The following is a 25,459-nucleotide window of genomic DNA, read 5'->3' as shown; positions in this document are numbered from 1 at the left end:
CCTCTCCATATCTTCAAAAATAACCGTACCGCGGTGCCAAAAAACCACAGGCGCGCCTTCGTCATGTGCGCCGGTGCCATCCTCCTTCACGTCGGCATGCCAACCGAAGTCATACGTCCGTCAATCACCGCTCGATTTGCGCGCCCTCTCGTTGCCAGCCATGGTCCCCGACCACGTACCGCGTGCGGGCCGCCCGTTGAAACTCGCCGTCCTCGGCGACCATTCTCGTGATGGTGACATCGTCGGCATTGCAGTCCAGCACCGCGAAATCGTTCGGATGGCCCCGCCGACGTGTCGACAGGCCGGTGCCGCAGTGCAATTGCAGGGTCATGTCCGCGCCCTTTCGGCGCACGAACGGTTCCACGAGCCACTGGTGCAGGTGGCCCGACATGATGATATGAGGCCCGCATCGCGCCCAGTGTTCCAGCGCGTCCGAGGCGCCGACCATCAGATCTTTCTCGATATCTTCGGTATGGTGAAACGGATGGTGTGCCGCGATCACGGTCAGGCCGGCCCGAGGCGCGGAGATGGCCTCGCCAATTCTGTCCACATCGGCCCGCGCGACACGCCCCCGCTGATGCGCCCATGGGTCCGTCGTGTTCAGACCCACCACCCTGACTTCGCCAAGATCGACCGTGGGGGCAAGCTCTTGGCAAATCCAGCGCCTGTACCGTCGAAAGGGGTCCCAGGCCCTCAATAGCAGATTATACAGCGGGATGTCGTGGTTGCCCGGCACACCCAGCCATGGACGGCCGAGCGAGTTCATGAAGTCAGCCGCCGGCCGGAACTGCGAGGCCCGGGCGCGCTGGACGAAATCGCCCGCCATGACCACCAGATCCGGGGCCGCTGCTCCTATCGCCGTCCGAAGCGGCTCCAGCAGGTCGGGATCCTCCCGACCGAAATGCAGGTCACTGATCTGAACGAGTCGTGTCATTCAGCCGCATCCGGCTTGCTCGCAGTCTCGGGGACCCGGACGGTGATGGCGTCCTTCAGAATGCTGAACTTGAACGGCGCCTTCATCCTGTGTCTTTCCCCGTCCAGGGCGACATCCCGCGCCGACCGCCTGATCTCGACGGTTGCGTGTTCGCCTGTAAGCAAGGTGAAATCCCGGCCTTTGCGCACATCGCGCAACGCAACAAGCAGGGCTTTCCAGACAAGCATGAACCGCCCGACATCCGGTGCCAGCAAAATCGCGAACTTGCCGGCCCGGACCGCGTCCGCGCCCTCGATTTCGAATTCATCCAGCTGATACGCACTCATCGCAACGAACAACGTCGGAGCCTTCGCGCTTTGCAACTCTCCGTCGACCTCGATGCGCATCGTCAGGGGCCGGTAAACGGTGACCATCGCAACAAGGACCGACCAGTACGCGGCCAGCCTCGAACGTCCCCAACGCTGATAGACGCTCTCTCGCTCCTTCAGGATCGTCGGGTACAGGCCGATGCTCGCATTGTTGATGAAGACACGTCCGTTGACGCAGCCCAGATCTATCTTCTCCCCCCGTCCACGGCAAATCGCGTCCACGGCGTCTTCCGCGTCCTCGGGAATGCCGAACCGCCGTGCGAAATAGTTGAACGTTCCGAACGGAAGCACGCCAAGATCGATGCCGCTGTCGGCGAGCGCGCCAGCCACGGCACAGATGGTCCCGTCGCCGCCCGCGGCCACAACGCACTCGACGCCGGACTCTTCGATGACCTGCGCCACCTTCGCCGAAAGGTCATCTCCGCTGGACACAGGCACGATCTTGACGGGCGTCCCTCGCGACTTGAACAATTCCTCGATCGTATCGGCATCCGGATTGGCGTCGCCCTTTCCAGAGTCGGTGTTCAGGATCACGATGTGAGACATATGGGCTTTCAAGCGTGTTGGGGTCTTCGGTCTTCCCGGGCCTCCTGCCCGGGGCGTCACCAGACCCAACTGCGGAAGGGCGGCATCTGTTCCTTTAACCGAAGGGGGAGCCTCCACGTTTGCTCGCAGGGAATTCCGGGGTGCGCCGATGCAATCGCGAAAGGCGCGGGTCCACCTCTTGACTGGAGATGTGCATGACGTCCATTTGACCAGTCCGCTTTCCAGGTCCTGGATATCCGGACAACCCTTCAAACTACAGGACCTGAGGATTAACAAGAGTTCCATGACAACCATCCGCCGACACATGCTCAACGCGCTAGGCAAGTTATTTGCCGAAGACAACCTCGTCGTCATTCGCAATGAAGGCGGGCTGGCCAGCCAGATCGGTTTTTGGGCGCTTGGTCACGAGTTAGCTGGCTCAGGGTACGACGTTAAATTCGACAACTCATGGTTCACATCCAACGGCATGGACCTGAATGGCCGGTTCCCGAGAAATCTCGATTTCCCAAAGGCTTTTCCCTCCCTGAACCTTGTTGAGGCTTCGAAGTTCGAAAGAACTATTCTGAAAAAATTGAACAACTTTACGGCGGGGGACCCAACGACAGTCATGGCACCCGCGTATCTCGGCGGTTTCTATGACCGCTGGAAGCTGGTCGTCAAACACCAGAAACTTCTGTCCGAAAGCTTTGCACCCGACGCTTCCTACTTCTCGAATGAAGACCTGGAACTGCTGGAGCAGATCAAGCGAGAGCCCAACACGTGCGGTGTCCATGTTCGTCGAGGGGATCTTTCGAATGATCATCAGCACTACGGCAAGGCCCTGGGTCCGGATTACTTCAAAAGAGCCCTCGCTGAAGTTGACGCCAGACATGAAGATACGACGTACTATTTCTTCTCGGACGAGCCGAACTGGGTGAAACAGAATATCGGCAGAAGCCTGGGACCTGAAACCTCTTACGTCGTTGTTGACAACAACGGTTCAGACCGGGGCTTCGTGGACTTGTATCTCATGTCCCGCTGCCAGTCATTTGTCAGCTCGCAAGGAGCCTTTGGGAAATACGCCAGGTTACTCGGAGATCCGTCCCGCCTGATTGTCGAGCCAAGCTCCCACGCTCTTTTCAGAAAAGACGACAAAAACGTTACCGTCTTGGACGTTTAGGAAATCACTTAGGCCGTGCTGCCTGTGCCCTGCAGACCGTAAGTCTATGCCGCAAACAACGCCTCTTAACAGCGCCGCGACACGACAGTGGCCATGGCTGCCCACTGTCCGTCACGTGCTTTCAGCTCCGCCGCCATGTCATCCGCCCCAGGTATCGGATAGGGTGAAGCCGTCCGGGAACGGGTCCGTCGGATCGAGTCCGATCTGCGTCATCGCGTGTCTGACGTCAGCGCCTATGGGACTCAAGCTTGCAAGCCGTCAGTCCGTAGTGCAGACCATCCCCCACATGCCAAATCCGCTTCCGCAAGCCCGCTGATACGCCTTTCTCTTTCCAGGTACCTGATGTTCTTCGGGCCGATCCCATGCTCCGCGCTAAATGATCCGCCGAACGCAGTCACGGCATGGTCCACAACATAATCCCGCAGCTCTTGTTCGAAGGCCCCGTCCACCGCACCATCGGTTTTCACCAGGTTGAAATGAAGACCGCCGTCGCCCAGGTGGCCGAAATCGCAAACCTCCATCATCGCAAAGTCCTCGGCCAGTTTGCGGGTCATCTCGGTTCGGAAAGCGATCACCTTGTCCCGAGTGAACCCAAGGTCAAAGGCGATCAGCGGCCCTGCCGCTTTCACCCCTTCCGACAGCGCATGGCGGAGCGCCCAGATTTCCTCGGGCCGGCCGAACAGTGCGTCTTCCAACGGCGCCTCGGGCAGGTCCCACGCTTCGGACAGCACGGCTTCTAGAACCTCGTCCAACGGCGTGTCCCAGGGGGCCTTGGTGGGGCGGGACAGCTCGATTAGCAGGGCGGTTTCCGGGATCTCGCCTCTGGCGAACGGGTTCTTCAGGGATGGCGCATGGTCGAAGCTATGCACCATTGCGGCACGCGACATGAACTCGAATGCGGACAACAAAGGCCCGACGCGCAGTTCCAGATGGCGCAGCAAGGTCAGCATCGCAGCATCGCAGGACGGCACGACAAGAGCGGTGGCCTGTTCGGCGACCACAGGCTCGACGTTCAGGATCGCCTCGGTAATGATGCCGAACCAGCCGCAGCTTCCGATGTGCATCTGCTTCCAGTCCGGGCCGGTGTTGTCCTTGCGCACAGGGCTGCCAAGCCGCAGCACCTCGCCCTGCGACACCACCGTAAGCCCAAGCGTATTGCGACGCACATCCCCGTAGCGCAGGAAACGCCCGCCGCCGGTGTTGGTCGCCACCATGCCCCCGATCATGGGGTCCGAGCCGAGGTCGATGGGAAAGAACAGCCCATGCTCCGCCAGGCGGTCATTGACCTCCGACAGTCGAAAGCCGGCGCTGACCCGAAGCGAGCGGTTGGCAACGTCCAGATCGAAGGTCTCGCGCAGGCGCGACAGGCTGAGAACAGCCTGGGTGCCGGTGTCATCGGGGACCGACGCACCGACCAGGCCAGTGTTGCCCGACTGCGCGACAAAAGGCGTGTCGGTCGTCTTAAGATGGCGCATGCACTGCGCCACCTCCTCCGTCCTTTCCGGCAGCAGGACCACGGGGCTGGTCCCGATCTCCCCGCGGACGCCTCGCAGGTACGCGGCCATCTCCGCTGGCGCGGTGATCGCCCTGATGCCGTCGGGCAGCATCATGCCGCGCTCGTGTTCAACTGTTCCAGCGCCGCAGTATAGGAGGCCGCCCGCATCGCCTCGTAAAGCTCGAATTCATCGGTGACGCGCTTGCCGAGGGCCGCTTCGAACGCCTCGCGGCTCGACGCGGTCTGGTTACCACTGCGGGCCTCGTCGCCAAGGTTCGACTGGAAGATCCCCGCCGCGCTGACCGGCAGGAAATCTTCATAGATTATCGGGCTGATCGTCAGCGCACCCGCGTCCAGCAGCGCGTCAAGATCCTCGCCCGTCGCGGCGCCTTGCCCAATGCCGTACTTGAAATAGGCAAGGTCACGATCGTGCAATTCGCGCCAGGTGTCGGGGAAGGCCGCAAAACCCTCTGCAAGCCTGGCCACGTAGTCCTCCGCATTCGACCCGTCGGCGGCGGGCAGGATGTCCGCACGCACCTCCGCCAGCAAACTGTCATAGAGCGCGCGCCCCTTCGGTGTCAGCGCCACGCCACGCTGTTCGATCTCGCCGAACCGGGCGGTGTGCTGCCCCTCTTCCCACCCGCCGTCCACGGGAAAGCGGATCGCTTCATTCAGCGCCTTGAACGCCGTCTGCCTGAGCAGGATCGGGCAGTCGCGCCGCGGCGGGCCTTCCACGATGGCCTTGGCCGGCAGGCCCTTGGCCACCATCTGGGCCTGGGCCGCGTCGATGTCCAGCGTCCGGGGCGTCAGGTGGTTGATGTGCGGCCCCTTGAACGAGACCACGTCGGCGATCAGGCGATGGGCGCCGATCAACTCTGCAAAGGTGGCATCGTCGACACAGGCCTCCGGGTGCCAGCGGAACGTCTCCAGCACCTCGGCCACGAAACGTGCGGCATCTGCGCTATCCAGCCCCCCTTCGGCTTCGGCCTTCTCGGTCAGGGCGACAGCGCCGTCCGTGAAGATTTGCCGACGCGCCAGCGTGGCGGCGGCCTTGTCGCGCAAAGCGTCATCCTCGATCAACTCCAGCCGCAGAAGAGAGGTGAAAACGCGAAACGGGTTCTCGGCAAGGGCGTCACGGCCAATCGGACGGAATGCCGTGGAGTGAACCGGCACCGACGCGACCGAAAGATCGTAGTACCCGACCGGCTCCATCCCCATGACGGCAAAGACGCGTCCCATCATGGCAAGCTCTTCCGCGGTGCCCAGCCGGATCGCACCATGGCGCTCCGCGCTGATCCGGTTCGTGTCTTCGCCCGGGGTCAGCGCCAGCGCGTTGTCGTCGCGATCCAGCACATCCGCGTTCACGGTCTCCACGATCTCGACAAGCGTGCCGTAGGCGGGCACCTCCTTGCGGTACATTTCCGACATCGCCGCGGAAAAATCGGCACGGATCTGGTTTGGGGATACGGTCATCTTTTCGTCCTTCTGCGCCTAGAAGCGCCCGTTGGTAAAATGGGTAAGAGTCGCGCCTGTCTCGTAGTAGAGACCCTTGACGGCGGCGTAGCTTTCGGATTGCGGATCGCAGATCGGCAACGGCAGGTCACCAGTGCCAAGCGCCCAGTCCGCAGCGGCCCTGCCAAACAGCGTCCCGGGGCAGATGCCCCGCCCGCTGTAGCCGAAGATGGAGATGCCGGTCTTTCCACGGCGTTCGATGCGCGGCAGGTGGGTTCCGGTCATCGCGATGCGGCCGGTCCATTCCTGTTCGAACGGAATATCCTTCAACTGGGGGAACAGCCTGGACAGCTTGCGGTGCGCCCATCCACGGTGAAATGCCCCACCGAACCCCTCGAGATTGCCGAGCGCGCCAAAGATCATCCGCCCCGCCTGGTCAAGGCGGAAGGCCGACATGACCAACGCCGTGTCCCAACACCCTTCGCCGCCAGCCAGGATGCTGTGCCGCAGGTCGTCCGGCAGGGGCGCCGTGGCCAACTGGAAGAAATGCGCAGGGATGATCGCGTTATCGTCCGCCGCGCCCGCGCCATAGGCATTGGTCGCCTGGATAAGCCGGACCGCACGAACCTCGCCTTCTGCCGTTCGGACGGTCCAGCCCTCGCCGGTCTCCGTCATGCTCAGGGCGCTTGTGTCCTCGAAGATCCGCGCCCCCTGCCCCTCTGCCGCGCTGGCCAGTCCCTGAACATAGGCCAGGGGCTGGATGGTACCGGCCCGTCCATCCCACAGCGCGCCGCAGTAAGCCGCGCTGCCAATGCGCCGCGCGGTTTCGGCGGCATCGAGCAGCTTGACCGGCGCGCCCCGTGCCTCCTGCTGGGCAAAGCGGTTTTCCAGGTCGCGCAGACCGGCCTGCGAGTGGGCACAGTGCAGCGTGCCCCGCCGCGTCGCCTCACACCGGATCTGGTGCTTTTCGATCAGGTCGAACACGGTCGAAGGCCCACCAGCCAGCAATTCGTTCAGCTGCCTGCCGGTGGTCTTTCCGATCTTCCCTTCCACCTCATCGGGCGGCGTCCAGAGCCCGGCGTTGACAAGCCCCACATTGCGCCCCGACCCGCCGAACCCGATCGTCCGCGCCTCCAGGAGCGCCACCGAAGCGCCCCCGGCGGCCAGGTGATAGGCCGCCGACACCCCGGTGAACCCGCCGCCGATCACCACGACATCGACGGTGATCGCCTCGTTCAAAGGCGCGTAGCGGGTCCGTTCGGGGGCCGTTTCGGACCACAGGCTGTCCAGGCGCGGGGCGTGTGTCATATCTCGAAAGAAATGCCCTGCGCCAGGGGAAGTTCTCGCGAGTAGTTCACCGTGCTGGTCTGACGGCGCATGTAGGCGCGCCACGCGTCCGATCCGCTTTCGCGACCGCCCCCGGTTTCCTTTTCACCGCCGAACGCCCCGCCGATTTCCGCACCGGACGGGCCGATATTGACGTTGGCGATGCCACAGTCAGACCCCTGGGCCGACAGGAAATGCTCGGTCTCGCGCACATCGGTCGAAAAGATGCACGAGGACAGCCCCTGCGGCACGGCATTCTGCATCCCGATGGCCTCATCGAGGTCCTTGTACTTCACCACGTAAAGGATGGGCGCAAAGGTTTCCGTGTGCACGATCCCGCTCTGCTCCGGCATCTCGACGATGGCTGGCGCCGCATAGGCCGCATCGGGGTACTGGTCCGTCAGCGCCCGACCACCGCCATGCACGGTGCCGCCTTCCGCCTTGGCCTGTTCCAGCGCCTTTTCCATCGCCGTCATCGCGACTGCGTCGATAAGAGGACCGACAAGTGTGCCCTGGTCCAGCGGGCTGCCGATGGAAAGCCCTTCATAGACCTTGGTCAGACGCGGGATCAGCTCGTCGTAGATGTCTTCGTGAACGATCAGGCGGCGCAGCGACGTGCAGCGTTGACCCGCGGTGCCGACGGCCGAAAAGACAATCGCCCGCACGGCCATTTCCAGATCCGCAGACGGGGCCACGATCATCGCATTGTTCCCGCCCAGTTCGAGGATCGTCTTGCCCAGACGCTTGGACATATCCGCCGCGACCGCCTTGCCCATGGGCACGGACCCCGTGGCCGAGATGATCGCAACATCGCTGGACGCAGTCAGAACCTCGCCCAGGTCACGCTCGCCGATCAGGCTCTGGATCAGGCCGTCGGGCGCATCGTCGCCGAATGCCTTCATGGCCCGGTCGCAGATTTCCTGGATTGCAAGCTGGGTCAGCGGCGTCTTTTCCGACGGCTTGGCAAGAACGGGATCGCCGCACACCAGTGCGAGCGCGGCATTCCAGCACCAAGGCGCGGCCGGGAAGTTGAACGCGGTGATGACCCCGCAAACCCCCAGCGGATGCCAGGTTTCGCGCATGGAGTGGCCCGGACGCTCCGACGCGATGGTCAGACCGTAAAGCTGCCGCGACAGGCCGACCGCGAAGTCACAGATGTCGATCATCTCCTGAACCTCGCCCAGTCCCTCCTGGTAGATCTTGCCGCATTCCAGCGACACGAGGCGGCCAAGGTTCTCCTTTTCGCGGCGCAGCTCTTCGCCCAGAAGACGCACCAGTTCCCCGCGCCGCGGCGCCGGCACCTTGCGCCACGCGTTGAACGCCTCGACGCCCTTGGCGATGGCGGCGTCCGCGTCGGCCACCGTGTGCATCGGAACCCGGGCGATTTCGCTGCCATCCACAGGCGTGGTGACCGAAAGCGTACCGCCGGTGGTTTGCGCGGCCGTCAGGCCGCAGGCGTCGAGAATGTCTTGATATTTCATGAAGCTGTCCTTTGGTTCGGGATCAGGCCGGCGACGGCCCGATTCAGACGTGCGCAACCATCCTCGAGATCGGCGCGCGCGTAGGCGTAGGAAAGACGGAAATGCCCGGGCAACCCGAAGGCCCGGCCGGGCACGATGGCAAGCCCCGTCGCAGCCAGGACGTAGGCGCAGAAGCCCTCATCCGTCTCCAGCAGCTTTCCGTCCGGTGTGACTTGCCCAAGCACCGCCTCGCAGGACGGGAAAACGTAGAAGGCCCCGTCTGGCATCGGGCAGGAAATCCCGGGAATGGCATCAAGCGCGGCCACCACGAAATCGCGGCGGTCGCGGAACGCGTCCCGGCGCTCCGGGATATGGCTCTGCTTCCCCGTGACCGCTTCCAATGCGGCGGCCTGCGCGATCGAACAGGCGCCCGATGTTATCTGCCCCTGCACGGCCAGCATGGCCTTGACCAGATCCGCCGGCGCAATGCCCCAGCCGATCCGCCAGCCTGTCATGGCATGGGCTTTCGACACGCCGTTGATCACGATGGTGCGCCCTGCCAGATCGGGGCAGGCCTCGCGGAACGAGGTAAAGGGCACATAGCAGATCAGGTCGTAAATCTCGTCAGAGGCAATCCAGACATGGGGATGCCGCGCCAGGACTTTTCCGAGGGCGGCCAGTTCGGCGGCGGTATAGACAGCGCCCGAGGGGTTCGACGGCGAATTGAGCAGCACCCAGCGCGTGCGCGGCGTGATCGCGGCCTCGAGCTGCGCCGGCGTCATCTTGAACCCCGCCTCGGCCCCGCATCGCACAAGGACCGTTTCACCGCCCGACAAGGCGACGATGTCGGAATAGCTCGTCCAGTACGGCGCCGGCACGATGACCTCGTCCCCGGCGTTCAGCGTGGCCAGGAACATGTCGGCCAGCACCTGTTTCGCGCCGGTGGCGACAATGACATTGCCCGGCTCGACCCCTGCCTTCTCGGCAATGGCGGCGCGCAGCGCGGCGGTGCCGGCGGTGGGCGGATAACGCGTCTGGCCTTCCTGCATCGCCCTGTAAGCCGCGTCGCAAATGTGGGGCGGCGTCGGAAAGTCGGGTTCCCCCGTGCTTAATGCCAAAACGTCATGCCCTTGGGCACGCAGACGCGCGGCCTCCTCGGAGATCGCAACAATCTCCGAAAGCGCCATTCCATCGATTCTCTCAGCTTTTTTCAGCATAAACCGCTCCTGATTCAAGGCGGTGTTTGACATGGAGCGAGCCGGTATGTGAAACGAAATTATCGTATAAGTCATGCGAAAGCCTCATACCCATGCCCAACCCAAAGCGTTTCCTGCCCCCGATGTCCGCGCTGCGCGCTCTGGAGTCCTTCGAGCGGACGGGAAATGTCACGCAGACCGGCCTTGAACTGGGCGTGACCCAAAGCGCCGTCAGCCGCCAGCTTAAACTTCTCGAGGAGTACCTCGAAACCCCGCTCTTCATGCGCGACAAGAAAAGCATCAAGTTCCTGCCGGCCGCGCGGACCTATTGCACCCAGGTCAGGGCCGCGCTGGACCAGATCGGAACGGCAAGCCTGCGCCTCAAGGCAAATCCCGCAGGGGGGCAGCTCAACATCGCGATGGTCCCGGCCTTCGGCGTCCGCTGGCTGGCCCCGAAACTCCCCGATTTCGGGGCGCGTCACCCCGAGGTCACCGTGAACCTCAGCACCAGGCTGAGACCTTTCGATTTCGCCGCCGAACCCTTTCACGGCGCCATCCATTTCGGCCAGAAGGACTGGTCCGACGTGGCCTACCACGAACTCATGCGCGAATATGTCGTCCCCGTGGCATCGCCGAAAGTGGCCGGAACACTTCGCGGCACCACGGTGAGCGACGTGTTCTCGTTACCGCTTCTCCACCTCGACACACGCCCGGACGCGTGGGAAAACTGGGCCAGGGCGCTCGGAGAAGACCTCAAATGCCCTGCCGGAATGCTCTTCGATCAGTTCGCCTCGATGATCCAGGCCGCGATTCACGACATGGGTGCGGCACTGTTGCCGACCTACCTGGTCGAAAACGAATTGCAGGATGGCAAACTGGTGGCGCTTTGGTCGGAAAGCAAAACCAGCATCGGCACCTACTATTTCGTCTGGCCCAAGGATGAACCGAACCATCAACCCAGGGACCTGTTCGTGAACTGGCTGGCAGAAGTGAAACACTGAGATGCGCCGGCGCGCACCGGCCTGGTGCAGCTCTTCGATGCGGGCGGAAAATCTGCCGCGACATTTGATGTTTCACCCGCCCTTCAGTAGCATTCTTCGAACCACAGCAAACGGGATACACGCATGGCAGACCAATTCCAGCCGACAGGGGCCGCCGCAACTCTGGACCGCCCTGCTTCCGGCACGGCCTATCTGAACCAGTCCGCCCTGGATTGGCAGGAAACCGGCACCCAGGGATTCGAAACGAAACCCCTCTACGAATCCTCGTCGGGCGATATGACAATGCTGATGAAAATTGCCCCGGGCGCGTTTTCCAAAGCGCACGCACATGAAACGGTCGAGGAAATCTACGTGCTGGAAGGGTCTTTCTACGATGACGAGAACAGCTATGTGCCGGGCGACCTCATCATCCGCGCACCGGGCACCATGCACACTGCGGGCAGCAAGTCGGGCGCTCTGGTGCTGTTGAAGTTCTCGCCCGGCTGACAGGCGTTCTTTCGTTTTCACACGTCTGCGTCACCCCGTGCCGCGCAGTTCGGCGCACTCCGCCAGATAAGACATCGGACCCACCGTTTTCCTTCGCGCGCAAAGGCCGTATCCGCCGGTCAGGTCCCGTGCCGACAGGATCATGTTTGCCTCCCCAGGTAGATGTCGCGCACCTCCTCATCCTCCGAGATGGTCTGGAAATCGGAATCCCGCAGCAGCGCGCCCTGGTGCAGCACGACGGTCCGGCAATTCAGCGCGCGCACGAAACTCATGTCGTGTTCGATCGCCACGACGCTGCAGACCTGCGCGACGTCGCGCGCGATCTCGGCCGTCCGGGCGGTCTCCTCCGGGGTCATGCCGGCCGTCGGCTCATCCAGCAGCAGCACCCGAGGGCGAAGCGCCAGCACCATGCCGATCTCCAGCCACTGGCGGTGCCCGTGCGACAGGTTGCAGGCCAGCGTATCGGCCTTGGCCGTCAAGCCGACACGCTCCAGAACGGTGTCGACATTCATGCCGCCGCCCCGCGCGGCACCGGGACCGTTCACCGAGACTTCGATGTTCTCGCGCACGCTCAGATCGTCGAAGGTACTGGGCACCTGGAACTTGCGCCCGATCCCCGCGCGCACGATGTGATGCGGCTTCCAGCCCGTGATGTCCTTTCCGGCGGTCAGGACTTGCCCACTGTCGGGCTTTAGGACGCCGGTGATAAGGTTCAGCAACGTCGACTTTCCCGCGCCGTTCGGCCCGATGATCGCGACCAGTTCCTTCGGCGCGACCGAGAACGAGACATCGCGCGTGGCGCGCACCCCACCAAAGCTCACCGCCAGATGACGGGTTTCGAGGGCGGCTTCGGTCATGACGTGCGCCCCCACGTCAACCTGCGCCCCATCCGGCCCAGCCAGGGCAACAGCCCGTTCGGCGCGGTAAAGACCAGGATGACGAAGCCGACACCCACGACCAGCGGCCACAAGGCGGCGCTGACCGACGAAACCTCCTGCTGAAACCGCATCACCAGGAAGGTGCCGACCACCGGCCCCACCAGCGTGCCGCGCCCGCCGACGACGACCCACATGATCACCTCGGTCGAAAGCAGCAGCCCTACCAGGTCGGGAACCACGATGCCGGATGTGGCGGCGTAAAGCGCACCGGCAAGCCCGGCAATGCCCGCCGACAGCATCAGCGCCTTCAGCAGTTCCGCCGACGTGTCGTAGCCAAGCGACTGCGCCCGGGTCTCGTTGCACTGGATCGCGGTCAGCACCTTGCCTGTGTGGCCCGCACGCATCCTGGACCTTGTCCCCCAGCGATACGTAGATCGACAGATGCGCACAGCGGTCGGGGCCGATCTCCATCAGCGTGCCGATCTCGTAGTCGGCCGACACCTTGATCCAGTAGCGCGCAAAGGTCTCCGGCATCTCGCGGTCCTTGTTGCCCGCAAGGTTCAGCAGCACCGTACCGAAGAACCGATCTTCCGCGAACAGGCTGTACATCGGGTCGAGCACGTATATCCCGTTGGTGTATTCAACCATGTTCGGATCATGGCCGGGAGCATGGCTGAAAAGCGTCCGTGGCTGCATCCCGGCTTCGAATTCAAACAGTGAAACCGACCGTCGCAATCCAGCGTCGCACCCAGGTCACGACGGTCTCGGGAAACGTCCGTTCGCCAACCTGAGCATCCAGCGCGGCCAACTCGCCGAACAGCCGGGTCAGGGCCTCGCTCGGCAGACCTTTCGCAAGATCCCTGGTATGGGGTGGAAGTTCATTCGGCATGCCGGATTTTTCACATATCTGACGAACTGCACAAGCATTCGTGGACAGGGCGAAAACCAATGGTCGGAATGAAACGGTCAGGGCCACGGGCGAGACGGCTTCCATGTCGGAAGCGCCTTGTGGGCGGATTGTGGCAGAGGCGCAATTCCGACGTTCTCGTGTCTCTTTTTGCCCAGCAGAGAATCGCGGCGCCTGACATGTGTAGCGAGTTCTTACGGCAAACATTTCAGGATAAAGGCGGCGACCGCAGATACTTGGCGGTCGCTGCAATTCGCGCCATATAATGGGCGATACCCCACGCCGATTGCTGAAACATCGCTCCGGCCGCAAGCTTCGAAAGCCGACGGCCACAGGCCGGACGGAACGACCATACCGGCTTATCATTAGCTTTCTGATACGTGCATGGAAAATTTGGTAGCGGAGGAGGCTACGCAACTATTGTTTCACGCTGTACCAATGCACCCCATAATATTCTTTAATTACATAGCTTATCGAATGCGCTTGTCTCACGCTGTCCCAGAGAATTTCATTTAATCCCACACTTTTTGATGGTATAAATGATGGTAAACCAATGTGGGGACAGCGATGGGGAAACTAACCACCAAAAAGGTTTCCAGCCTTAAAGATGCGGGAATGTACGGCGACGGGGACGGACTTTACCTGCGGATCGGAGAGTACGGCGGGAAGTCCTGGATTCTTCGTACGGTCGTTCAGGGCAAAAGGCGTGACCTGGGTATAGGCTCAGTCAAAACTGTTGGCTTGGCGGAGGCCCGTGATGAGGCGCGCGAGATGCGAAAGATTGCCCGCAAGGGTGGCGATCCAATCGAAGAGCGAAAACGTGTGAGCGTTACATTCGAGGAGGCCGCGCACAAGGTACACTCCGAGCTTAGAAAGTCATGGCGCAGCGAGGACCATGCAATCAGGTGGATTTCATCACTTGATCGATACGTCTTCCCTGAATTTGGATCCAAGCCAATCCATCAACTCGACAGTTCGCATGTTCTCAAAGTCCTCTCGCCGATATGGACGGAAAAGAACGAGACCGCCTCAAAGGTGAAACAGCGCATCGCGACCGTGTTTGACTGGGCGAAAAGTGCAATGCTTTATCCGAGTGAAAACCCCGTCAATGGCGTGACGAGGGCGCTGCCGACCGTAAAGCATCGACCTCAGCACATGGCAGCACTGCCTTGGTCGGAAACACCTGCGTTCATGAGCGAACTGAAAAAGCGTGAGGGCACTTCCGCACGTTGCCTGGAATTCATCATCCTTACCGCTGCCCGCTCTGGTGAAGCCAGGGGAGCACGCTGGTCCGAAATCAGCGGTGGCGTTTGGACTGTGCCCGCCGAAAGAATGAAGACAGGCGAGAAGCACCGTGTTCCGCTTTCGCCTGCGGCCCTTGCGACCCTGGAGAAGGTAAAGGGACTGGACGACGAGCTAGTATTTCCCAGTCCTTCTCGTGGACCGAACGGAAATCGGCCTCTTTCCGGCACCGTGTTTGCCGCCCTGTACAAACGAATGAAACTCAAGGGCCTGACCACTCATGGATTTCGGTCCACGTTTCGGGATTGGTGCAGGGAAAACCAAATCGCCGACAGGGAGATTGCAGAAATCGCATTGTCTCACAAAGTCGGTGACGCGGTAGAGCGTGCCTATGCTAGGTCTGACCTTTTCCTTCTACGCAAGCAATTGATGACCCGTTGGGCTGACCACGCAACCGGCAAGAACATCAGTAAAGCGATGAATTATGCCTAACTTGCTGAAAATTTAACTGGGCTTAAACCGTGGTCGTGCAGATTGGTGTCATAAGAAAGAAGGAAGTCTTTTAATGACCGATAAGATACTAAGATGCCGAGAAGTTCAGCAAGCCATTGGGCTTAGCAGATCCACGATATACCGCATGATCGAGCGGGGTGATTTCCCGCGGCCCCAGAAGCTGGGACTTCGCGCCATTGGCTGGCGGGAAAGTGCAATCAGCGACTGGATGGAGGCTAGGTAAAATGTTGTCTGGAACAAACCGCAAAGTCTTTCCTCACTCCGTCCTAGTGGGACTGTGCCGCAAAATGGCCCTGGCCGCTTTATTTTACCGAGAAGAAGATGAGATGATGAGGTACCTATATGAACGCGACTGACGCCAATTTGGAAAAGCAGATCCTTGAACTGCTCTCAAAACACTTCCCCTCCCCGCGAAGACCTGAGGAAAAGGCTATGCATTTGCGGGCTCTCAAAGGTCAAGCAAGAGAGATTACTCGCGAATGGTCGATCAGTCGTACGTACTTCAATTTCGAAAGGGCCGACAGACCTCCGGAACAAGACATAGACTGTTTGTCTACAAGCGTGGGGCACATTCAGAATGCAATTAACCAATTAAATAAAGTGGGCTTCAAAGGCGGGACACAACTAAAGGCATCTGCGCGCGAATTTAAAAGAAGGTGGGAAGAAATCCCGTTTGAGCCTGTTGTAGAAGCGACGAAAGCCTCTAAGGAAATTGCGCAAATTCTTGACGAAATCAAACGGGCTCTGGACTCAGCAGCCTCCGATACTGCCCCCTTCGAAGAAGATAGTTGCGGTGCAAGACGAGGTGGTGCTCCCCAAAAGCTCGCTGAGCGTCGCGTTGTGGCATGTTTAGCAGGGGCGTTTTCTCAATTTACCGGCAGGCGCGCGAGCCGAGTGACAGATCAAGGTCACCAATCCAGCCACTTCGTTGAACTTGTGTCAGAAGTCTTCAGCCTACTCGGAACGAAGGCGAGTGCAGACTCAACAGTGAAAGACGTACTCGCAGAACTTAAAGCTGTGGAGAAAACCCCTCAAGGCTCGTAGAGTTTTCTCCATAACGCTTTGTTTTCAAATATTTATAATTCCGTAAGTTCGTGTCATGCCGCCCCATGGTGAAGCGTGGCAAGGCCCTAGGGGTTAGCTTCACAAAGATAAGCAGGTGAAGCAATGACCTACCTGAATCTCAACCAGCTGTCACAGAAGCTCGGTGGCCGCTCTCGCTCCTCGCTGTATCGCGATATCGAAAGTGGCCGGATCCCGGAGCCGATCCGCATCGGCGGCCGGCTCTACTGGATCGAGAGCAAAGTCGATGCAGCCCTCGCCACTCAATCGCGCGAAGCCGCTTAAACGAAACCCCCACCCAAAGGTTCGGGCAGGGGCGGTATTCGTTTATGCAGCACATAATCATTACCGCATTCGGCCCGTTCCTTCAACCCAGAAGGAAATGAGCATGAACAAGAAAGCAAAGACCGACAACCCGACTGACTACCCACCGGCGAACGCACTGCGTGTCTCTAAATGGAGTGACATGCCCGCCAACACCGCGCCCGCCCGCTACGAGATCATCGGCGAGGACGGCCAAGCCAAGACCATCACGCTGGCCAAAGGCAATCGCATCATTCTCGATGCGTTGCTGGAGCGGCCCGTCTACTGCGCCAGCCCGGTACGGATCTCCGACCGCGTTTGCATCCTGCGCCGCGACTACGGCGTACCGATCACAAAGGAGATGTATTCGAACGACGCGGCTACGGACCGCGCCAGGTTCGGAGTGTACTCCCTCAGCGGCACGGTGCGCCGGATCGACGGGGGTGCAGCTTGATCATGGCCCTCAAATTCAGATTGCCCGCCTGCAGCGCCTCTATGGCATGTCCGCAACCCGCGCCCGCCTCATCGCTGGCCTGCACTATGGGGAGGGCCGCACATGACGCACATCGCAACCATTCGGAAGAATGCGCGCGAAGACCTCCGCGTGACCCTGGACGAGTTCCGGGGTCACCACCTCCTTAATCTTCGCGTGTGGTTCTATGCGGACGACAACGAGCAGCGCCCCGGCAAACAGGGCGTTGCAGTTCGGCTCGACCTCTTGCCCAATCTCAGAGCGTCGCTTTTCGAAGCTGAAGAACTAGCCCGGAAGCTAGGCCTCCTAGACAATGAGGAGGCGTCGTAATGGGCAGAGACAAGCGCAACGAGACTGGGAAAGAGCATTTCACCAAGATGGTGCGCTCCACGATGGAGACGCCCGCTTGGCGCGCGCTGTCGCCGGTGGCGCAGGCGCTTTATCCTTGGCTCAAGCTGGAGTGGCGTGGCCCGCAGAACAACAACAACGGTAAGATACGCCTGAGCGTAAGGCAGGCTGCTGACTTGCTCGGTATCAATATGAAGACCGCTGCTCGGGGCTTCCACGACCTTCAGGCAAAGGGCTTTCTCTCCGTCACTGAGCCTGCCCGCCTTGGCGTCGGAGGTGATGCCAAGTCCCCCGGCTTTGAAATCACCGAAATCGAACTTCCCCAAGCCGAGAAAAACGGCGGTCGCAAGCTCTACAAGGAGTGGCGCGAGGGCGGGGATTATCTAGTGCACAAGGCCGCAATGCACAACCCCCGAGGCACCAACGGAAAAACAAAACCCCGTCCCCAAAATGGGAACAGCACCGTAGTAAAATTTGGAACGTCACAATGAAACACGTACCCAAAAACGGAACAGGCCGTACCCAAAATTGGAACGAAATCGCCCATTTTTGGTGCTTTCCTGTTCCCATTTTGGGGACATCCTTACTTACCATCTACCAAGGGCAGCGGAACCGAGGCGAGAGCATCACGGGCACCTCCGAATTGGGGTGGAGTGCATGATCACCTCGTGTTGCATTCTCGGATCCTGGATGACCATTCCATGTGCGCCTGCGGACCGTAACAGCGGAACGAATTCGGAAGGTCGCAATCCTGACGGCACCTTTGCCCCCGGCAACCCTGGAAAGCCGAAGGGTTCTCGGCACCGCGCGACACAGGCGATGCAGGAACTTCTCGATGCAGATGGCGATGCCCTGACCCGCAAGGCGGTGGAATTGGCCCTGGGCGGCGACACCACGGCGCTGCGTCTCTGCATGGAGCGCATAGCGCCCGCCAGGAAGGACACGCCGGTCAATTTCGACCTCCCGGCCATGAAAACCGCACAGGACGCCTCACAGGCCGCTCAGGCGGTCCTGCAGGCCGTCTCCGAGGGTCAGCTAACCCCGCTGGAAGGCGCAAGCGTGATGGCGCTGGTGGAAGGCTACCGGAAGGCACTGGAAACCACGGAACTGGAACAACGCATCGCAGCATTGGAGGCAACGCAATGAGCATCAAGGCACGCTTGGGAAAGTTGGAAAAGCAAAGCGGCGATACTGGCCTCAGCACTGTGATCTTCCGCACTGTGTACGAGGATCGGAATGGTGAAGCCGAAAGCGAGAAAGCCGAGGGCTACATCGGCTGGGGGCAAAACCGCGTGGCGAAAGTTGAGAGGGGCGAACGGGAAAGCCACGAAGACTTCAATGCCCGCCTCGATAGCTACAAGAACCTGAGCTGGCCGCAAGCCCAGCGCGCGGAAGGCTTGATAATCCCCAACGCGCAGGAGGGTACGGCATGAGCATTCTTTATCGCCTCCGCAAGCTGGAACAAAGCAACGCCGCTTCAAAGGGCATGCTCCTCTTGTTCCTTCGGATACCGGGAGACAACGAGAGGGATGTTTACTTGTCCGTCAGCATCCCCGGCGTTGGCCACTTCGAGCGAAAACCCGAAGAGACCACCGAAGAATTCAAGCGGCGCGCATACGCGACCCAAGCAGCCGGAAAGGATCCCGGTACGCTGACAGCCGAAGAGCAAGCAGCCGCCTTCAGAGCAGGCGATGCACGGCGTCTCGCTCATGGCACGCCCGCCATTATCACCATTGGAGGCGAATGAGATGAGCATCAAGGCACGGATCAGGATGCTGGAACGCAGCGGCGCAGGAGGCGTGAACCACGTCATTTCAAGCGTGCCGACGTCGCACCCGGAATTTCCTGGAACAGATTGCCAGCCCGTCACGGTCGACGAGTGGGTAGCGAAGTACTGTGAGCAGCCCTCGGCAGAGGCAGAAACCAAGAGCAGAAAGGCAAGATAATGAACTGGGAACAACTTCTAGAGGCAGAAAGGCAAGGAACTCTGCCCGCAGACAAGAAAGCAATGCTGGACGAGGCGCGCGCACGAGGGCTTGTGCCCGGAAATACTGGCTTTGGTAAGGCACAGCGCAATGCTAACGCCCCGCAGCTTCAATGGCCCGCACGTGTGCCTTCGCTTGGCAATGGGCAACGCGTATCCTCCGAGGGCACGCAGACGCCAGCAGCGGAGCCTTCTTTGCAAAGTGAGGATGACCTCAATCTGGAAAAGCTGAAGGCAGAGCAAGTCCGCGTGATACGTGACAAAGTGGTAGCCAGACGACAGCGCTCCAGAGAGGCGCAAGGGCGGCAAGACGCTCCGCAGGCCGAGCGGAGCGAAGAGCGAGACCTTGCACTGGCTATCGCTATCGCAAGAGCGAAGAAGGCCAAGCAGGACGACGGCGGTCCGGTTGACCCTGAGTTGGCGGAAATCTCCCGCGCTGGCTTGGCTGGCGAATTGATGAACGAACCGCCTCGTAAGAACGAATGGATGGGTGGCGTTCTTCCGTCGCCTCGTCAGGCAGTGCGCAATATCAAGGAAAATCTGTTTGGCGACGATGACCCAAACACTCTGAACCGAGGCGAGACCCTGGGGCAGTTTCTTAACAGCGCTGGTGAATCGATGACCCTAGGCGTCGTCGGGGATGAAGCCGATGCAGCTCTCCGCAGCACGTTTACCGGCGACAGCTACGACGAAACTCTGGACCGCGTTCGCCAGCAAGAGGCCGTTTTCGACAGAGAACACCCGGTAGCATCGCTTGCAGCAGAGGTTGCACCGCTTGCGCTCCCCGGTGTGGGCGCTGCGAATTGGGTGGGCCGTGCTCGGAACCTGCCGCACCTGATAGCCCGTGGTGGTGCTGTAGCAGGCGCTCAGGGCGGGTTGTACGGCTTCACAGAGGGCGAAGGTGGCGTGAAAGACCGAGCCACGGAGGCCGTACAGGCAGGTGTCGTGTCAGGTGGCTTGGGTGGAGCGTTGGCACCCGTGGCCCGTGGCGTCCAGCGTGGCCTCGACCACCGGAAGCAAAAGGCGGCAACCAAAGCAATGGTTCGGAATGCGCCATCTGCCGATGACCTTTCAAAGCGTGCAACGCAACTCTACGCCAATGGCGAGGCGCGCGGGCGTATTCTTTCGCCAGAAGCGGCAAAGGGGCTTGAGGCAGAGGTTCTGACCGCACTGCGCGAGAAGGGACTGATGCGGTCGAATGGACAACTCATAACCCGTGACCAGGATGTGCGCCGCATCGTCAAGGAAATGCAGGACGTTGCGAAGTTTGGTCTTGAGGGAAACCAGGTGAAGCCTGTGCGGGCAATGTTTCAGGCAGCGGCGCAGGACAAGGATCCCATGCGCGCGCGAATTGGCACAATCCTACTGGGCAAGTTTGACGACGCGGTAAAACGGAACGCCCCTGAGTTTGCGGAGGGCGACGCACTCTACCACCGTATGAAGAAGGCAGAAGGCGTCGATCAAATGATGGATCTTGCCGACACCAGCGAAACTGCGAATGCGCTACGCCGGGAATTCCAAAAATTCGACCGTCGCAACATTAAGGGTCAAGCCGGGAGCATGACGGCAGACGAGGCAGAAGCAATGCGCCAAGCTGCCCGAGCGGGGCGTGTATCTGGCGCTATCGGACGCTCTGCACCGCGCAGTCTGTCAGGGGCTATCTTCACCGGCGGCACGCCCTTCATGGCAGGTACGCTTGCAGGTAGCCCTGCAATTGGCGCAGCGGTCGGTCTCGGCGCGATGGGCTTGGGTGCGATAGGGCGGGCACATTCAAACAGGTCACAGAAGGGGGCTGCTGAAATCGCCAGGGCATTGATGCTTAGCGGCGGCAAGATGCCAAAGGCAACAGCGTCTGATGAGGCCAAATTGCTTATCGCGCAGATCCTGATGGGGCTAGGCCAAAGGCAACAAGAATTGCGTGAAGCGGTGGCAGGGCCTTGAGGGAAGCAAAGCGGTTTCGACGCATGGTAGTGCCACATTGGCTTGTCCGCTGCGCGTGGCGGGCCTCACGGCAGAACGAGGCCCGCTATGCAGATGAAGGCAATCCCCCCAGCCAAGGTTGCACTGATCACAAGCTGGTCGAAAACAGCGCCTTGCCACCTCATAACGCTGTCATTGTCCGCGTTGGGGCGGAAAGCCCGGTAAACGCGTTCGACGAGTGCGTCGATGAGATCAGGAACCGCCGCGATTGCACATCCGGTCAATACGACAAGGGCCACCGCGATGTAGATGGCATAGCCGGTAAAGATTGCGTTCCAAAGGGCTTCGATCATGGATGAAAGATATGTTCAACACGACGCCGGGGCAAGTTCGGAAGCTGCGTTGATAGCACTGGTCCGGGAGTTTGCGGACCTTCCCGAGATAATGCGACTGGACGAGTACGCGCATTTCCACAGCCAACTGAAGGTCATGAGAGCGCGAGGAGGACCACATATCCGTGAAAGTTTCTTCTTGGAAATGGCCGTGCTTCTCAGGCTCCACGAATACGACGGTAAGCTAGGTCTGCCGCTGTGCGAAATGCCCTTGGGCGATGGTTTAGGGGGATTAGTTGAGGTTTCGCCGGTTCCCGAAGAGTGGCGCTGAGAAGCGTGGCTGAGCAGCGAAGGCGGATTGGCGTAGACGGGTGACTGCTTGAGCTCATGATTTGGGCAGCAATGACACGCGGGCATGCTTCATCAGGCGCTCGCACGGCCAAGAATTTTCACCGCCGATTCAAAAGTCTCTTCAAGCTGTGGTGTCATTCTTCCGCTCGTCTTAATGGCCTCCTTGTCCGCTCTGATCCCGGAAACAAGCTCATCAAGCAATCCGGGCATAGCTCTCTCCAAACGCGGCAGGAGTGCCGTAAGGACGTAGATAGCTCCAGAATCGTCTTTCGACATTGGAATCTCCCCAATCTGTCGTGGCCCAGGTCCGGCCAACGTTACTGAGTCAGAGAACCGCGCACATAGGTCTCTTGTCAACGAGCCGCGGCTTCCTGCCGAATAGGCGACGTTAAAGTCGCCTTGCGGAGAAAGTCTGGTTCGGGTGCGAAAAAGCCCTGCCGGTCAATCGTCGAACGACCGCTTTGTTTATTTGTCCAATGCAAGCTTTGCGCCGAGCGCAACCAAAATGCTTCCGCCAATTCTTTGTGCCAGGAGAGTGGCACCGCCAGAAGACTTGAATATTGCGGCAACCTTGTCGGCTAGGATTACGCACAGCGCATCGGCGCTGGAAAACATGAAGTTCACAATCGTTCCCAAGATCAATAGCTGGACCCAAATGGGAAACGATGCGGCAGGGTCTGCAAATTGGGGTAGGAATGCCACGTAGAAAATAGCGGTTTTTGGATTGAGAACTTCGACGGAAACGCTCTCCCAAAATGCTCGTCGCTCGGTCTTGATAGCAGTGGCCTCTATCGTCCCATTGGTGCCCTGCTTTGAGCGAAACATCGTGACACCGAGCCAGATCAAGTATGCGGCTCCCGCGAGTTTCAGTCCCACGTACAGAGTTGGAACGGCTTCAAACAGAAACGCAAGACCAACCGCAGCGGCCAAGACATGAACATATCCACCAAGATGAATTCCCAAAGCAGCGAACCAACCGGCTCGACGCCCCCGAGCGATGGTTTGTGCAGCCGCATAGAGGGTGGACGGCCCGGGCATGTAGGCGAATATACTTGTTGCGAATATGAATGCGATCAGGAGTTCAGGAGAGGGCATGCTGCGTTTCCAATGGCCTTGGTAAGGAGACTGTAGTCAGAGATGTTGCCCCGAAACCTCAGGGTGGCAGGCCAGCCCAGTTCGCAACGGAAACGGCTCCTGCAACTTGTGTGGATCAGCGCACGGTCAACCGCGCCTTTTCCCGGGCCAACGGGATATGCGCGGAGGCGGTCGCTTCTAACCTTCAGCGATGCGTCGTTTGATGGAGCTGCAGTTGCCACTTGCCATTGACCTTTACCCAAAGCGAAACGCAGTGGAGAAGCTCCAGTACGTCGCTAAAACGCACCTCAACGGTGTAGGTGGCCATAGCGGTGTCTTCGGAAACAAGTTCTGCCGAATAGTCTGCTAGAGGAACTTCCATTTCAGAAAGCCGAGAACGCTTTTCCGCCATGAAATTTTGGGTTCTGTTGTGACGGTGGCCAAACCGATCAACTTCGACGAACTTCGCAGAGAGTGTATAATTTCCGTCATCACTATCGAAGTGCAGGTCTTTATCCCAAAGAGATTTCTCTAAAGATGTGAGGGTTTGTTGAACTTCTAGCGTCGGTTTCATCTCTGCGTCGTAATTATTTATCTCTACTCGGAGAGTTGGCTGTTTCTACTGGCGCAAAGCCTGACTGCTGCTCATAAGCAAGCTTTTGACACAATTCAAGGTGGTATCGCAATTCAATATGGTAGAGCAAATAAAGCGGAAAGCTAACAGCGTCAGGTTCAAGAAAGCACTAAAGACCCGCACATGGCTACTGCCTCTCTCTCTCTCTGAACTGTACCTAGAGCCCCTCGGTTTTGGCTAAGTCTTTATCCAAGGAGATGCTTAGAATTGAGTTCCTGAGAAATCCTTCTATAAATTTGCGCCAGTCAAGATATTAAGTTCACCGGGGTGCCCATGTCCAATTACGACCTTCGTCATCCTTCCGATGAGTGGCGACACTTTCTTGGCCGACATGACGCCGCCTTGAGGCAGCTGTTCATGCTGTCGCTCGACCCCGATATCGAACTTGATGAGAAGATATCGCGGCTGCTTCGCTTGGGCTGTGATGCTCTCAATTTGCCACTTGGTATCGTCAGCCGTATCGATGGCAGCGTCTACGAGGTGGATCATGTATGCGGTCCCGATTGGGCTCCCACGCCTGGCGCGACCTTTGAACTTGCTGAAACGTATTGCACTCACACCCTGGTCGCAAATGACGTGCGCTACTTCCATCACGCTGGCGAATCCGAAATCGCCGACCACCCGTGTTATAAGAACTTTGGATTGGAGAGTTACATCGGCGTTCCTTTGCTCGTGGGCAACGAACGCGTCGGCACGTTGAACTTTTCCAGTCCCGACGAGCGAAAAGCATTCAGAGCTATGGAAGCCGAGCTGGTGCGACTGTTCGGGCGATGGCTGGGCCAAGAATGGCTTAAATCAGAACGCGCACGCGAGATTGCGGAGAAGACCATGCTGCTCAATGCTATTGTAGAGGCGGTTCCGGACGCGATCATCACCGCAAACGATGAGCGCAGAATCCAGATGATCAATTCGTCCGGCGAGAAGCTGTTTGGCTTAGACCGAGACAAGCTTGTGGGGCAAAGCACATCGGTTCTCTACCCCAGCGTCGATGAATACGAACGCCAAGGTGAACGGGTCTACGACAAGGCGATGCAGAAGGCGGTAAACCGTTTCGAAATGAATCTTCGCAAGAAAGATGGATCAATATTCCCTGGCGAAGTCTTCATGGCTCCTCTTAACGGAGACGCTGATGCAAAGCTTGGCGTGGTAGGTGTTGTACGAGACATCAGCGAGGAAACGGCACTTCGCAAGGCCAAGGACGAACTCATAGCAACAGTATCGCACGAACTTCGGACGCCGATTACTTCAATAAATGGTGCTGTGAAGCTCCTGTCGATGGAACGTGAACAACTTCCTGAAAATATGCGGGTGCTACTTGACGCAGCCACCCGGAATGCTGATCGGCTGATACACCTTGTCGAAAACATTCTCGACTTGGAGAAGCTCAACTCAAGTGAATTGTCTTTCGACCACCGGAAAATTGACCTGTCGGCGCTGGTTTCCAGGGCGGTTGAAGACATGCGCCCGTATGCTGATCAGTATGACGTGAGGCTCGACTTAGTGAACGGCGATGCTGGTCAAAGTACTATAGTTGGCGATGAAGCTCGCTTGCTCCAAGTCTTGAGCAATTTGCTATCGAATGCGGTGAAAGCCTCGTCGGCTGGAGGAGTGGTTGAAGTTGGACTAACCTCAACTGGAAACGGCTTTTGGATCCGCGACCATGGCAGAGGCATACCAGTATCTTTGCAACAAGAACTGTTCGACCGATTCACAAGGTCGCCTGAGAGTTACACGGCCACGCAAAAAGGCACTGGCCTCGGCATGAGCATAGTTAAGGCCATTGTTGATCACCACGGTGGACAAATCGAGTTCGATACAGCTGAAGGCGAAGGAACGACCTTTACGGTTTCGCTTTCCGCATAGCCGCTCGGTGAAGAGAAATAGGCTCTGGCTTCATCTGTGAGGCCATACTTCGCTGCGTAATCCGTAAGGATTCGCTCTGCTGCCTCAGTCGTTGTTTGGTCATCTGCAGCTTCCCTCTGAGGGGAGTGTTGCATCGAAAGGTTAATAGACCAT

Annotated in this window: 32 protein-coding genes; 18 read left to right on the top strand and 14 right to left on the bottom strand. The window is 59.5% G+C overall.

The genetic code is table 11. The annotated features are described in order from the left end of the window. Positions 1–124: 124 nt before the first annotated feature. Together FIU89_RS02440 and FIU89_RS02435 are read right to left on the bottom strand one after the other, a co-directional pair. Positions 125–934, bottom strand: a complete 810-nt coding sequence (locus tag FIU89_RS02440; protein WP_152491143.1) for a metallophosphoesterase — start codon at positions 932–934, stop codon at positions 125–127. After that, on the bottom strand, positions 931–1,836 hold the full coding sequence (locus FIU89_RS02435; RefSeq protein WP_172977998.1) for a diacylglycerol kinase family protein: 906 nt from the start codon (positions 1,834–1,836) through the stop codon (positions 931–933). The genes FIU89_RS02440 and FIU89_RS02435 overlap by 4 nt, the downstream gene beginning before the upstream one ends. A gap of 295 nt (positions 1,837–2,131) precedes the next feature. Here FIU89_RS02435 and FIU89_RS02430 point away from each other — a divergent pair, with 295 nt between their 5' ends. Then, complete coding sequence (locus tag FIU89_RS02430) at positions 2,132–3,007, top strand: alpha-1,2-fucosyltransferase (protein ID WP_172977997.1); 876 nt, start codon at positions 2,132–2,134, stop codon at positions 3,005–3,007. A 242-nt stretch (positions 3,008–3,249) separates the two neighbouring features. Here FIU89_RS02430 and FIU89_RS02425 read toward each other — a convergent pair whose 3' ends face one another. From FIU89_RS02425 to FIU89_RS02405, 5 genes are read right to left on the bottom strand one after another with little or no spacing between them, the layout of a single operon-like run. Beyond that, positions 3,250–4,617 (bottom strand): FAD-binding oxidoreductase, encoded by a 1,368-nt coding sequence (locus FIU89_RS02425; protein WP_152491140.1) that lies wholly within the window; start codon positions 4,615–4,617, stop codon positions 3,250–3,252. Next, positions 4,614–5,975 carry a VOC family protein gene (locus tag FIU89_RS02420; protein ID WP_152491139.1) on the bottom strand — a complete coding sequence of 454 codons (1,362 nt, stop codon included), beginning with the start codon at positions 5,973–5,975 and terminating at the stop codon, positions 4,614–4,616. Before FIU89_RS02420 ends, FIU89_RS02425 begins: the two co-directional genes overlap by 4 nt. Before the next feature lie 18 nt (positions 5,976–5,993). Next, positions 5,994–7,262: an FAD-binding oxidoreductase gene (locus tag FIU89_RS02415; protein WP_152491138.1), complete on the bottom strand. Its 1,269-nt coding sequence runs from the start codon at positions 7,260–7,262 to the stop codon at positions 5,994–5,996. Next, complete coding sequence (locus FIU89_RS02410) at positions 7,259–8,761, bottom strand: aldehyde dehydrogenase family protein (protein ID WP_152491137.1); 1,503 nt, start codon at positions 8,759–8,761, stop codon at positions 7,259–7,261. Before FIU89_RS02410 ends, FIU89_RS02415 begins: the two co-directional genes overlap by 4 nt. After that, positions 8,758–9,957 (bottom strand): pyridoxal phosphate-dependent aminotransferase, encoded by a 1,200-nt coding sequence (locus tag FIU89_RS02405; RefSeq protein ID WP_152491136.1) that lies wholly within the window; start codon positions 9,955–9,957, stop codon positions 8,758–8,760. The genes FIU89_RS02410 and FIU89_RS02405 overlap by 4 nt, the downstream gene beginning before the upstream one ends. 92 nt (positions 9,958–10,049) lie before the next feature. On the opposite strand from FIU89_RS02405, the gene FIU89_RS02400 reads away from it, so the two are divergent. Continuing rightward, positions 10,050–10,937: a LysR family transcriptional regulator gene (locus FIU89_RS02400; protein WP_152491135.1), complete on the top strand. Its 888-nt coding sequence runs from the start codon at positions 10,050–10,052 to the stop codon at positions 10,935–10,937. A gap of 123 nt (positions 10,938–11,060) precedes the next feature. Then, the gene (locus FIU89_RS02395) at positions 11,061–11,423 is read left to right on the top strand and encodes a cupin domain-containing protein (RefSeq protein ID WP_152491134.1); all 363 of its coding nucleotides are present in this window, start codon (positions 11,061–11,063) and stop codon (positions 11,421–11,423) included. Between the two features lie 140 nt (positions 11,424–11,563). Here FIU89_RS02395 and FIU89_RS02390 read toward each other — a convergent pair whose 3' ends face one another. After that, positions 11,564–12,280 (bottom strand): ATP-binding cassette domain-containing protein, encoded by a 717-nt coding sequence (locus tag FIU89_RS02390; protein WP_152491133.1) that lies wholly within the window; start codon positions 12,278–12,280, stop codon positions 11,564–11,566. Continuing rightward, positions 12,277–12,705 carry a branched-chain amino acid ABC transporter permease gene (locus FIU89_RS02385; RefSeq protein ID WP_152491132.1) on the bottom strand — a complete coding sequence of 143 codons (429 nt, stop codon included), beginning with the start codon at positions 12,703–12,705 and terminating at the stop codon, positions 12,277–12,279. Before FIU89_RS02385 ends, FIU89_RS02390 begins: the two co-directional genes overlap by 4 nt. Positions 12,706–12,742: 37 nt before the next feature. On the opposite strand from FIU89_RS02385, the gene FIU89_RS02380 reads away from it, so the two are divergent. After that, positions 12,743–13,021 (top strand): hypothetical protein, encoded by a 279-nt coding sequence (locus FIU89_RS02380; protein WP_152491131.1) that lies wholly within the window; start codon positions 12,743–12,745, stop codon positions 13,019–13,021. Here the strand turns inward: FIU89_RS02380 and FIU89_RS02375 are convergent. Continuing rightward, positions 13,011–13,295, bottom strand: coding sequence for a hypothetical protein (locus FIU89_RS02375; protein ID WP_152491130.1), 285 nt, complete (start codon positions 13,293–13,295; stop codon positions 13,011–13,013). The genes FIU89_RS02380 and FIU89_RS02375 overlap by 11 nt on opposite strands. A gap of 480 nt (positions 13,296–13,775) precedes the next feature. On the opposite strand from FIU89_RS02375, the gene FIU89_RS02370 reads away from it, so the two are divergent. From FIU89_RS02370 to FIU89_RS02315, 12 genes are all read left to right on the top strand, one after another. Beyond that, positions 13,776–14,942, top strand: a complete 1,167-nt coding sequence (locus tag FIU89_RS02370; protein ID WP_152491129.1) for a site-specific integrase — start codon at positions 13,776–13,778, stop codon at positions 14,940–14,942. Positions 14,943–15,015: 73 nt separating this feature from the next. After that, a complete protein-coding gene (locus tag FIU89_RS02365) occupies positions 15,016–15,186 on the top strand; it encodes an AlpA family transcriptional regulator (RefSeq protein WP_152491128.1) in 171 nt (56 codons plus the stop codon). A 119-nt stretch (positions 15,187–15,305) separates the two neighbouring features. Beyond that, positions 15,306–16,007: a hypothetical protein gene (locus FIU89_RS02360; RefSeq protein ID WP_152491127.1), complete on the top strand. Its 702-nt coding sequence runs from the start codon at positions 15,306–15,308 to the stop codon at positions 16,005–16,007. Between the two features lie 123 nt (positions 16,008–16,130). After that, positions 16,131–16,310 carry an AlpA family transcriptional regulator gene (locus FIU89_RS02355; RefSeq protein WP_152491126.1) on the top strand — a complete coding sequence of 60 codons (180 nt, stop codon included), beginning with the start codon at positions 16,131–16,133 and terminating at the stop codon, positions 16,308–16,310. A 103-nt stretch (positions 16,311–16,413) separates the two neighbouring features. Continuing rightward, on the top strand, positions 16,414–16,782 hold the full coding sequence (locus tag FIU89_RS02350) for a hypothetical protein (protein ID WP_152491125.1): 369 nt from the start codon (positions 16,414–16,416) through the stop codon (positions 16,780–16,782). 102 nt (positions 16,783–16,884) lie between these two features. After that, positions 16,885–17,130 (top strand): transcriptional coactivator p15/PC4 family protein, encoded by a 246-nt coding sequence (locus FIU89_RS02345; RefSeq protein ID WP_152491124.1) that lies wholly within the window; start codon positions 16,885–16,887, stop codon positions 17,128–17,130. Beyond that, on the top strand, positions 17,130–17,639 hold the full coding sequence (locus FIU89_RS02340; RefSeq protein WP_152491123.1) for a hypothetical protein: 510 nt from the start codon (positions 17,130–17,132) through the stop codon (positions 17,637–17,639). The genes FIU89_RS02345 and FIU89_RS02340 overlap by 1 nt, the downstream gene beginning before the upstream one ends. Positions 17,640–17,805: 166 nt before the next feature. Next, complete coding sequence (locus FIU89_RS02335; protein WP_368373276.1) at positions 17,806–18,294, top strand: DUF5681 domain-containing protein; 489 nt, start codon at positions 17,806–17,808, stop codon at positions 18,292–18,294. After that, positions 18,291–18,581 carry a hypothetical protein gene (locus FIU89_RS02330; RefSeq protein ID WP_152491122.1) on the top strand — a complete coding sequence of 97 codons (291 nt, stop codon included), beginning with the start codon at positions 18,291–18,293 and terminating at the stop codon, positions 18,579–18,581. The genes FIU89_RS02335 and FIU89_RS02330 overlap by 4 nt, the downstream gene beginning before the upstream one ends. Then, positions 18,578–18,895, top strand: a complete 318-nt coding sequence (locus FIU89_RS02325; protein ID WP_152491121.1) for a hypothetical protein — start codon at positions 18,578–18,580, stop codon at positions 18,893–18,895. The genes FIU89_RS02330 and FIU89_RS02325 overlap by 4 nt, the downstream gene beginning before the upstream one ends. A 1-nt stretch (position 18,896) precedes the next feature. Beyond that, entirely contained in the window at positions 18,897–19,094 is a 198-nt protein-coding gene (locus FIU89_RS02320) for a hypothetical protein (RefSeq protein ID WP_152491120.1), read from the top strand. After that, positions 19,094–21,073: a hypothetical protein gene (locus FIU89_RS02315; protein WP_152491119.1), complete on the top strand. Its 1,980-nt coding sequence runs from the start codon at positions 19,094–19,096 to the stop codon at positions 21,071–21,073. The genes FIU89_RS02320 and FIU89_RS02315 overlap by 1 nt, the downstream gene beginning before the upstream one ends. A gap of 65 nt (positions 21,074–21,138) precedes the next feature. Here the strand turns inward: FIU89_RS02315 and FIU89_RS02310 are convergent, their stop codons facing one another. After that, entirely contained in the window at positions 21,139–21,405 is a 267-nt protein-coding gene (locus FIU89_RS02310; RefSeq protein WP_152491118.1) for a hypothetical protein, read from the bottom strand. Between FIU89_RS02310 and FIU89_RS02305 the strand changes: the two genes are divergently transcribed. Continuing rightward, positions 21,404–21,715, top strand: a complete 312-nt coding sequence (locus FIU89_RS02305; protein ID WP_152491117.1) for a hypothetical protein — start codon at positions 21,404–21,406, stop codon at positions 21,713–21,715. The genes FIU89_RS02310 and FIU89_RS02305 overlap by 2 nt on opposite strands. Positions 21,716–21,807: 92 nt before the next feature. Here the strand turns inward: FIU89_RS02305 and FIU89_RS02300 are convergent, their stop codons facing one another. The 3 genes from FIU89_RS02300 to FIU89_RS02290 form a co-directional block, all read right to left on the bottom strand. Beyond that, positions 21,808–22,011, bottom strand: a complete 204-nt coding sequence (locus tag FIU89_RS02300) for a hypothetical protein (RefSeq protein ID WP_152491116.1) — start codon at positions 22,009–22,011, stop codon at positions 21,808–21,810. Positions 22,012–22,200: 189 nt separating this feature from the next. Beyond that, positions 22,201–22,830, bottom strand: coding sequence for a LysE family translocator (locus FIU89_RS02295; RefSeq protein ID WP_152491115.1), 630 nt, complete (start codon positions 22,828–22,830; stop codon positions 22,201–22,203). Positions 22,831–23,014: 184 nt separating this feature from the next. Beyond that, positions 23,015–23,383, bottom strand: a complete 369-nt coding sequence (locus tag FIU89_RS02290; protein WP_152491114.1) for a DUF4440 domain-containing protein — start codon at positions 23,381–23,383, stop codon at positions 23,015–23,017. A 333-nt stretch (positions 23,384–23,716) separates the two neighbouring features. Between FIU89_RS02290 and FIU89_RS02285 the strand changes: the two genes are divergently transcribed. Continuing rightward, positions 23,717–25,306 (top strand): ATP-binding protein, encoded by a 1,590-nt coding sequence (locus tag FIU89_RS02285; RefSeq protein WP_152491113.1) that lies wholly within the window; start codon positions 23,717–23,719, stop codon positions 25,304–25,306. Positions 25,307–25,459 lie beyond the last annotated feature (153 nt).

This window comes from Roseovarius sp. THAF27, from assembly GCF_009363655.1.
Lineage (GTDB): Bacteria > Pseudomonadota > Alphaproteobacteria > Rhodobacterales > Rhodobacteraceae > Roseovarius.
Note: the sequence above shows the minus strand (reverse complement) of the source record. Positions and strands in the feature narration are given on the sequence as shown.

What these genes read in the sequence shown, in the direction of transcription:
- FIU89_RS02440 (WP_152491143.1), bottom strand. Translation starts at nt 934, where the DNA reads ATGACACGACTCGTTCAGATCAGTGACCTGCATTTCGGTCGGGAGGAT.
- FIU89_RS02430 (WP_172977997.1), top strand. Translation starts at nt 2,132, where the DNA reads ATGACAACCATCCGCCGACACATGCTCAACGCGCTAGGCAAGTTATTT.
- FIU89_RS02425 (WP_152491140.1), bottom strand. Translation starts at nt 4,617, where the DNA reads ATGATGCTGCCCGACGGCATCAGGGCGATCACCGCGCCAGCGGAGATG.
- FIU89_RS02420 (WP_152491139.1), bottom strand. Translation starts at nt 5,975, where the DNA reads ATGACCGTATCCCCAAACCAGATCCGTGCCGATTTTTCCGCGGCGATG.
- FIU89_RS02415 (WP_152491138.1), bottom strand. Translation starts at nt 7,262, where the DNA reads ATGACACACGCCCCGCGCCTGGACAGCCTGTGGTCCGAAACGGCCCCC.
- FIU89_RS02410 (WP_152491137.1), bottom strand. Translation starts at nt 8,761, where the DNA reads ATGAAATATCAAGACATTCTCGACGCCTGCGGCCTGACGGCCGCGCAA.
- FIU89_RS02405 (WP_152491136.1), bottom strand. Translation starts at nt 9,957, where the DNA reads ATGCTGAAAAAAGCTGAGAGAATCGATGGAATGGCGCTTTCGGAGATT.
- FIU89_RS02400 (WP_152491135.1), top strand. Translation starts at nt 10,050, where the DNA reads ATGCCCAACCCAAAGCGTTTCCTGCCCCCGATGTCCGCGCTGCGCGCT.
- FIU89_RS02395 (WP_152491134.1), top strand. Translation starts at nt 11,061, where the DNA reads ATGGCAGACCAATTCCAGCCGACAGGGGCCGCCGCAACTCTGGACCGC.
- FIU89_RS02390 (WP_152491133.1), bottom strand. Translation starts at nt 12,280, where the DNA reads ATGACCGAAGCCGCCCTCGAAACCCGTCATCTGGCGGTGAGCTTTGGT.
- FIU89_RS02385 (WP_152491132.1), bottom strand. Translation starts at nt 12,705, where the DNA reads ATGCGTGCGGGCCACACAGGCAAGGTGCTGACCGCGATCCAGTGCAAC.
- FIU89_RS02380 (WP_152491131.1), top strand. Translation starts at nt 12,743, where the DNA reads ATGCGCACAGCGGTCGGGGCCGATCTCCATCAGCGTGCCGATCTCGTA.
- FIU89_RS02375 (WP_152491130.1), bottom strand. Translation starts at nt 13,295, where the DNA reads ATGGAAGCCGTCTCGCCCGTGGCCCTGACCGTTTCATTCCGACCATTG.
- FIU89_RS02370 (WP_152491129.1), top strand. Translation starts at nt 13,776, where the DNA reads ATGGGGAAACTAACCACCAAAAAGGTTTCCAGCCTTAAAGATGCGGGA.
- FIU89_RS02365 (WP_152491128.1), top strand. Translation starts at nt 15,016, where the DNA reads ATGACCGATAAGATACTAAGATGCCGAGAAGTTCAGCAAGCCATTGGG.
- FIU89_RS02360 (WP_152491127.1), top strand. Translation starts at nt 15,306, where the DNA reads ATGAACGCGACTGACGCCAATTTGGAAAAGCAGATCCTTGAACTGCTC.
- FIU89_RS02355 (WP_152491126.1), top strand. Translation starts at nt 16,131, where the DNA reads ATGACCTACCTGAATCTCAACCAGCTGTCACAGAAGCTCGGTGGCCGC.
- FIU89_RS02350 (WP_152491125.1), top strand. Translation starts at nt 16,414, where the DNA reads ATGAACAAGAAAGCAAAGACCGACAACCCGACTGACTACCCACCGGCG.
- FIU89_RS02345 (WP_152491124.1), top strand. Translation starts at nt 16,885, where the DNA reads ATGACGCACATCGCAACCATTCGGAAGAATGCGCGCGAAGACCTCCGC.
- FIU89_RS02340 (WP_152491123.1), top strand. Translation starts at nt 17,130, where the DNA reads ATGGGCAGAGACAAGCGCAACGAGACTGGGAAAGAGCATTTCACCAAG.
- FIU89_RS02335 (WP_368373276.1), top strand. Translation starts at nt 17,806, where the DNA reads ATGATCACCTCGTGTTGCATTCTCGGATCCTGGATGACCATTCCATGT.
- FIU89_RS02330 (WP_152491122.1), top strand. Translation starts at nt 18,291, where the DNA reads ATGAGCATCAAGGCACGCTTGGGAAAGTTGGAAAAGCAAAGCGGCGAT.
- FIU89_RS02325 (WP_152491121.1), top strand. Translation starts at nt 18,578, where the DNA reads ATGAGCATTCTTTATCGCCTCCGCAAGCTGGAACAAAGCAACGCCGCT.
- FIU89_RS02320 (WP_152491120.1), top strand. Translation starts at nt 18,897, where the DNA reads ATGAGCATCAAGGCACGGATCAGGATGCTGGAACGCAGCGGCGCAGGA.
- FIU89_RS02315 (WP_152491119.1), top strand. Translation starts at nt 19,094, where the DNA reads ATGAACTGGGAACAACTTCTAGAGGCAGAAAGGCAAGGAACTCTGCCC.
- FIU89_RS02305 (WP_152491117.1), top strand. Translation starts at nt 21,404, where the DNA reads ATGGATGAAAGATATGTTCAACACGACGCCGGGGCAAGTTCGGAAGCT.
- FIU89_RS02310 (WP_152491118.1), bottom strand. Translation starts at nt 21,405, where the DNA reads ATGATCGAAGCCCTTTGGAACGCAATCTTTACCGGCTATGCCATCTAC.
- FIU89_RS02300 (WP_152491116.1), bottom strand. Translation starts at nt 22,011, where the DNA reads ATGTCGAAAGACGATTCTGGAGCTATCTACGTCCTTACGGCACTCCTG.
- FIU89_RS02295 (WP_152491115.1), bottom strand. Translation starts at nt 22,830, where the DNA reads ATGCCCTCTCCTGAACTCCTGATCGCATTCATATTCGCAACAAGTATA.
- FIU89_RS02290 (WP_152491114.1), bottom strand. Translation starts at nt 23,383, where the DNA reads ATGAAACCGACGCTAGAAGTTCAACAAACCCTCACATCTTTAGAGAAA.
- FIU89_RS02285 (WP_152491113.1), top strand. Translation starts at nt 23,717, where the DNA reads ATGTCCAATTACGACCTTCGTCATCCTTCCGATGAGTGGCGACACTTT.